This window comes from Bacillus sp. JJ1122, assembly GCF_036964885.1.
In the GTDB taxonomy this organism is placed as follows: domain Bacteria; phylum Bacillota; class Bacilli; order Bacillales; family Cytobacillaceae; genus Mesobacillus.
Genome location: NZ_JBALQL010000022.1, coordinates 1 through 4,646, shown reverse-complemented (window position 1 = coordinate 4,646; position 4,646 = coordinate 1). Strand labels below are relative to the sequence as shown.

Sequence of the window (4,646 nt, the reverse complement as noted above, 5' to 3'; positions counted from 1 at the left end):
GCGAAGCGACGAGGAGGCTCAACGCCAGCCCCGCGGAAAGCGAAGCGCCTGGAACGAAAATTAACAGCCTTGTTTAACAGAGCCATTCCGAAAAAATTTATACTTTCCTCTTAGCCGAAAAATGCCTTTCCAGAGCGGAAAGGCATTTTTTATAGGATAAATCCATAAATGATTGTAGCAATGATGGTCATGATGAATCCCACTGCTGTCTCGTAAGGAAGTAATGTCATTCTTTCTCTTATATTCATTTTCACTGCATCTGCTGACACATGAAAGAAGTTCCCATGCGGCAGATGGTCGAGGACGGTTGCCCCTGCGTGAACCATTATAGCAGCGCTTAATGGAGCGACCCCCATATCAATGATCGCATTGCCAAATGTACCTACTGCAACGATTGTGCCTGTGGAGGTTGCTGCTGTCGCTCCACCCATTAAAATGCCGGCAATTGGAGCGAGCAGCGTTCCTGAAATACCAGCTGCCTCGATACTGTTGACCACTACACTGCTTAAGTTTGAATGGGAGATGATTCCTGCAATCGAACCAGCGCCAATCAAGATCATCGCCACACCTGTCATTTTATTGAAGCCAGATGTTGTATATTCTATGACCCTATCGAACTTGCCCATAGCGATCAGGCCGACTATACCTGCGAATGGCAGGATGATCATGGAGTCGATTTTTACAGACGCTAGTGCATCAATGTGCAACAGGCTGCCTACAGGATTGATTGCGAGCAGACCGATTGCTACTGCAGGTGCAACAATCGCTTTTCCAAAGCTAGGCTTATCCTTTGAATGAATCTTTTCCAGCTGGTCCGCTTCACTTATCTTTGTGCCTTTCTTGCTAAGCAGTCTTGCAATGAGTACCGTAGCAATAATCCCTCCTATTGCCGGTAAAAATCCATGCAGCATAACTTGTGATAGATCGACGTCAAATCCTTTGGCAACAGCGATGGTGTTAGGATTTGGCGAGATGATGTTTCCTGCCTTCGCTCCTCCGATTATCGCAATAAGTATCGAAGGCTTTGAAAGCCCCGTCTTCCTTCCTACGGACAGAGCAATCGGAGCGATAATGATAACCGTAACCGTAACGAACACTCCTACAGCCGTGATGATCATTGATGCCAACGCAATCGCCAAAATAGCTTTCTTATCGCCCAGCTTGCCAACAATCGTTTCCGCCATTTTTTCAGCAGCTCCCGACTCAATCAAAATGCCTGCGAGAACTCCTGCCGCCAATACACGGACAACTGCCGGCATCACACTGTTCGTTCCTTCAATTACAATGTTGACAGTTTCATCAAGCGATGCTCCTCCAGCAAGGCCGCCAACAATCGCACCAGCAAACAGAGCGTATACTGGATTTACTTTTTTAAAAATCAGGATGATGGCAATGATTAATCCTAAGATTGCTCCGCCCCAGTGGATCACGGCTTCATTCATGAGAGTTCCTCCAAGGTATGTAAAAAATAGACCGTTCTACTAGAATATTAATATAGTTAGGGGAGGATGAACATCATTTAAGTTTCTTTAAACGAAAAAACGCTGCCAAAAATTTTGTCACCATTCTTCCTCTACTACTTTATTTTCACAATAATTTGTATAATAAAAATAAAAGATACTAATCTGGAGGTTCCTTATGATAAAAGTTGGAGTTATTGGCCTTGGGGCAATTGGTCAGCGTTTGATCCAAGGATTTGAAAATCATCCTGAAACGGTGATTGCGGCTGTATGTGATACTTTGGAGAAAAGAACAAAGGAAGTTGCTGCTCAGCTTGGCGGGATTCCTGCGTTTCGTGATCATAACGAAATGCTTGAACAAGTTGAATTGGACCTGGTGTATGTGGCAGTGCCGCCAAAGTTCCATCATGCCGTTGCATCCGATGTAATGAAAAAAGGAATACATATTTTATGTGAAAAACCGCTGGCAAATTCTCTTGAAGAAGCGGAAAGCCTTTTAAACCAGGCCCAAGCTGCCGGCGTTGTACATGCCATGAATTTCCCGCTCAATTACAGTCCTGCTGCCAGGACTTTTGAAAAAATGATCAAGACTGACTATGTGGGGAAGCTGAGAAGAGTCCAGCTGAAGATGCATTTTCCAGAATGGCCGCGTCCATGGCAGCAAAATGCATGGGTGGCAAGCAAGGAACAAGGCGGCTATGTACTTGAGGTGGGCATTCACTATATCCAGCAGATTCAGAGGATTTTTGGAGATGTGAAAGTTAAAGACGTCCAGCTGCAGTTTCCGGAAGACCCACACGCTTGCGAGAATGCTATTTTGGCAACCTTAGAGCTTTCAGATGGAACTCCCGTACTGATTGATGGCATGAGCCAGATTGCCGGGAAAGAAGAAATTGCGTTCACTGCCTATGGGACAGAGGGCACATTATCGTTATTGAATTGGGGACAGCTTGAAGGTGGAAAGATCGGTGAGGACATTGTTCCATTAGATGCCGACAACTCCATGACAGACTCTTTGATTGATAATCTTGTAAAAGGTGTAAAAGGCGAAGAAGCTTCCATTATCGATTTTGCTGCTGGCTATGAGGCACAGGTCGTTTTAGAAGAGCTTAGAAAAGGATGAGTTTAGGTAAGGATAAATTCCCTTCGAAAAGGATGAAATTAAGAGCGCAGATTGCTGCGCTCTTTTTTTAATAGCTGCTGATCAGCCAATCTTTCAGCAGCAGCTGCACTGCCTCGCGCTTCTCAATTTGCAGCATATGTCCTGCCTTATCTATTACAGCAAAAGTAGAATTCGGAAACTTTTGAGCCAAATGTTGATGATCTTTATATCCGCAAATATAATCCTGTTTCCCAAGCAGGAACAGTGCTGGGTGAGGCAAAGCTTTTTCTTCATAAAAAGGTTCTTCTGATAGAAAATATCTTTTGGTTTTCCAATCTGAACTTAAGAACTCCCTGTCTGCCAATAGCCTGCCTGGCTGGATTTCGTCCATAAAGGAAACAATATTCTTCTTATTTTGATAGTTAAAAAGTGTTTCAAATGCCGTTCTGACATCGGAATTCAAGGTTTCCAGCAGATCCTCGTCTTTTTCAAAAACAATTCGTTCGGGCAGAGTGCGCTCTTTTAAATGCAAAGCTGGCGCCAGCAAACAAATGCCTTTTGCCTGATTTCTTCTTTTATGAAGGATGCCTTGCGCTAAATAGCCGCCGAAGGAAGAGCCGATAAGCAAGAACTCGTGATTTTCCATTGCTGCATCAATAAATTCCAGAAGATTTTCAAGCATGTCATCTGTAGATGTTACACTTTCATCAATCACGCTTCCGCCATGGGCTGGCAAATCAACATACACCCTTTGGAATCCTACCATTTTGTCAAAAATAGGTTCCACCCATGCCTTCATTGAGCGATGATCAGTGCCCATTGCGTGAAGGATCACTATAGGAAAACCCTCTCCTTGAATCTCATAATGAATGGTTCCTTTACTAACTTTACATTCCATGTCGTATGTCTCCCTCTTTATCCTCATCTTATTCCTGCAGCTTGTTCACCCATTCATCTTTCCACTGAAATTCTGTTTTTTCATTGACTGTTTCTATAAAGATACTTTTTGGATATGGCAGCGCAAGCTCGGGCATTTTATCGGCACTAAAATAACGAAGCTCTGCGGTTTCGTTATCAATCGGATTATGTTCCCCACCTTGAACCTGACAGTCAAAAACGAATACGACATATTCTACCTTATGACCGTTTGGATATTCGTAGCGAAAATCCTTGCCGCCAAAAACACCTAAAAGTTTAAGAGGTTTTACATATAAGCCTGTTTCTTCCCATACTTCACGCACAACCGCCTCGGCTGGAGCTTCTCCCATTTCGATCGCTCCTGCTGGCAGGCTCCACTTCTCACCATTGCCTTTGTTTTGGAACAAGATCTCCCCTGCTTCATTCCGCACGATTCCCGCTGCACTTGGCATGAAAATTAATTCCGCTCCAAAGCTGTTTCTAAGATTTTTATAATAATTGGACATTCCCATTCCATTCACCACCTAACTATACATTCTCTCACTCTCCATATTTTTCCTTCCTAATATTTTAGGTCTCACCCCTCACTGGGCGATAGCCCACACCCTCCGCGTTTACCTACATATTTTATAAAGAATTTATTCGTCTGCTTTGAAGGCGGATTTAAAATAAGGAGTGTGCCCGCATGAATCCATATCAGTATTATTACAGCCCTCAGCATTTCGACCCTTATACACAATACGACTATAATTATTACGGACAGCAGCAGGAACCAAATGATAGACAGCAGGGGCTTGAAAGAAGGGTTAATCAACTTGAACGTCAGTCTCAGCAGCAAAAAGCTGAATTAGACAGACAGAACAAAGAACTTGCCCGCCAAAACAGGGAAATAACTCGGCTGAACAGGGAGATCGACCGTATAAACGACGAAATTCAAAGACTGAATCAAAATGATGAAAGACATACACGTCGCCTGAATAGGCTGAACCAGCGCCTCCGTACAGTGGAAAACCGTTTGAACATCCCATTCTCCGCTACGGATGGAGATTTTTAATCAATTCATAAGAAAAGCGCAAGCGCCTTGGTCTGCCCCGACAAGCGCTGGCCGACTAAAACCGCCACGTCCTGTGGCAACGTCGGCACTAGAACATCGTGTCCGTCGAAGG

The 4,646-nt window shown here is 44.0% G+C and carries 5 protein-coding genes; 2 read left to right on the top strand and 3 right to left on the bottom strand.

The window, feature by feature from the left end; translation table 11 throughout:
• Positions 1 to 149 precede the first annotated feature (149 nt).
• Positions 150 to 1,442, bottom strand: coding sequence for a GntP family permease (locus V7201_RS12670; protein ID WP_335377105.1), 1,293 nt, complete (start codon positions 1,440 to 1,442; stop codon positions 150 to 152).
• Positions 1,443 to 1,638: 196 nt separating this feature from the next.
• On the opposite strand from V7201_RS12670, the gene V7201_RS12665 reads away from it, so the two are divergent.
• Positions 1,639 to 2,583 (top strand): Gfo/Idh/MocA family protein, encoded by a 945-nt coding sequence (locus V7201_RS12665; protein WP_335377104.1) that lies wholly within the window; start codon positions 1,639 to 1,641, stop codon positions 2,581 to 2,583.
• Between the two features lie 67 nt (positions 2,584 to 2,650).
• Here the strand turns inward: V7201_RS12665 and V7201_RS12660 are convergent, their stop codons facing one another.
• The gene (locus tag V7201_RS12660; RefSeq protein WP_335377103.1) at positions 2,651 to 3,460 is read right to left on the bottom strand and encodes an alpha/beta fold hydrolase; all 810 of its coding nucleotides are present in this window, start codon (positions 3,458 to 3,460) and stop codon (positions 2,651 to 2,653) included.
• Positions 3,461 to 3,488: 28 nt separating this feature from the next.
• Positions 3,489 to 3,992, bottom strand: a complete 504-nt coding sequence (locus tag V7201_RS12655) for an NUDIX hydrolase (RefSeq protein ID WP_335377102.1) — start codon at positions 3,990 to 3,992, stop codon at positions 3,489 to 3,491.
• Between the two features lie 173 nt (positions 3,993 to 4,165).
• Here V7201_RS12655 and V7201_RS12650 point away from each other — a divergent pair, with 173 nt between their 5' ends.
• Positions 4,166 to 4,534: a hypothetical protein gene (locus V7201_RS12650; RefSeq protein ID WP_335377101.1), complete on the top strand. Its 369-nt coding sequence runs from the start codon at positions 4,166 to 4,168 to the stop codon at positions 4,532 to 4,534.
• The last annotated feature ends 112 nt before the right edge of the window (positions 4,535 to 4,646 follow it).